2 protein-coding genes are annotated in these 1,865 nt (G+C 68.2%); both read right to left on the reverse strand.

Features of this window, described 5'->3' with window-relative positions; all coding sequences use genetic code 11:
- Positions 1-601: 601 nt before the first annotated feature.
- On the reverse strand, positions 602-1,345 hold the full coding sequence (locus AC3XYG_RS34895; RefSeq protein WP_489144491.1) for a response regulator transcription factor: 744 nt from the start codon (positions 1,343-1,345) through the stop codon (positions 602-604).
- 126 nt (positions 1,346-1,471) lie between these two features.
- Positions 1,472-1,865, reverse strand: a 394-nt coding sequence (locus AC3XYG_RS34900; protein WP_489144492.1) for a M10 family metallopeptidase C-terminal domain-containing protein, incomplete at its 5' end; no start/stop codon positions are given.

Raw genomic sequence — 1,865 nt, forward strand, 5'->3', positions numbered from 1 at the left:
GCTGGCGCAGAGCAGGGCGGAGCAAAGTCGCAAACTCATGGGATGAAACCTTTTCTCGAGGCCGAGCCCGCGGGGCCGGCCTTCAGGGGAATGGATGGGAATGGCGAAGACGCCGGCAGCGATGCCGCCAGGGTCCGTGCCGACCGTCAGCCGGGTTCCGGCACCGGGCAGCTCTCGGCCGGGCCAAATCTCACTTCCTCGAACCAGGCGGACGGGCCCGCCGTCGGATCGCCATCGCCGGACCAGGCGTCCGGCCCCAGCTCGAGGCGCAGGCACGACGTATCGTCGCTGTCGATCCACCCGATGTCGCTGGCCCTCTGGCGGGGCCGACGTGAACAGGCATCGAATTCTCCTGACCGGGCCCCCCAACACAGGGCAGGCCGCTCCGCCGACCGCCGCATGCGGTCCGCGCAATGTCCTATGGCAGGTCCCCGTTCTGCCTCGCTTCCCCGGATCGCGGGCCCGCTTGGCCGCGGGGTGTCCGGTCACAGGATGATCCTGCCGGATGGCGTCCGGCCGGTGCGAGGCTGTGGATCACATTGTCCGGGGATGGGAAGGTGGTCTCAATCCCCCACGAATCGGGGATTGCCGGGGACGGCGGTCAGCCGTCGAGCAGGCCGAGCATCAGGGCGGTGGCGACGGCTTCGGTGCGGCTGGTCGCCTGCAGCTTGCGCATCGCCGACGCCACATAGTCGTTGACCGTATGGACCGACAGGGCCAGGCGCAACGCCACCTGCTTGCTGGAGGCGCCGCGGGCGACGCAGGCCAGGCAATCCCGTTCGCGCGGCGCCAGCAGCGGCGTGGCATCCTCGGCCTCGCGCGCCGCCACCGCCGAAAGGCGCTGCTGGATCTTCAAGGCACGGCCGAGATGCGGGCCGATATGCTGCAGCAGGCGGACCTCGTCCTCCGACCAATCCGGCCGCCGCGCCGACCGCCAGACCGACATGTGCGAGGCCAGGCCATGCCGGTCGACATCGATCCAGTACAGGCCGCTGTGGCCGCCCTGGGGCTTGATGTAGTCGTTGTAGAATTCGGTCCGGATGAAATCCGCCTGCGGCACCAGCATGCGGTCGATGAAGACCGATCCCGGGGCCAGCCGCGGCAGCTTCGGCAGGATCGGCCAGGTCTGGTGATAATAGGCGTTGTACAGCGGCACATAGGCCGGATCGCAGCCGACCCGGATCGCCGCATCCGACGACAGCGGCGCGCCGGTCGGGTGCAGGGCCAGGGCTTCGCCGCCGAGCACGGCCGATACGCGGTCGAGCAGCGACGGCCAATCCTCGTCGCCGAGGCCCGCGGCATAGGTCTGGCCGATCAGATCGGCGAGGGTGCGTTCATCCGGCATGACGAACCGCTGAAGGGGGATTGGCGACAGCCGGTATGGCCGGCCATTATGCAAGCAAAACTATAACAGGATTCGCGCCCTTTCTATCGGGTGTTTGGCGTCGGTCCGGTGACGATTGTGCCGTCACTACAGATAGAAGTCGCCGCCCTGCAGGGTGATGAGGCCGGTGAGCACGATATTGATATCGGAGGTACCGTCGCCATCGACGTCGGCGCCGATGATCGTATCGCCGCCGGAGAAGGCATAGTGCAGTTCGCCGGCATGGTGGGTGTAGGCACCGGTGCCGATAAACCTGAACGCCTGGTCCCCGGCCGCGCTGGTGTTGGCGTCGATCCTGGTCAGGTCGATCCGGTCCTGCTGGGCGTGGCTGAAATCGGTGATCCGGTCGACGCCGGAGCCGATGCTGTCGCCGGCCGTGGAATAGGCGAAGCGGTCGGCACCGGCCCCGCCGGTCAGAATATCCTTGCCGGCGCCGCCGTTGAAGGCATCGGCCCCGGCCCCGCCGTCCAGCAGGTCCGCC

The organism is Inquilinus sp., from assembly GCF_057815775.1.

Coding starts and splice junctions, on each gene's coding strand:
- AC3XYG_RS34895 (WP_489144491.1), bottom strand. CDS start 1,345: ATGCCGGATGAACGCACCCTCGCCGATCTGATCGGCCAGACCTATGCC.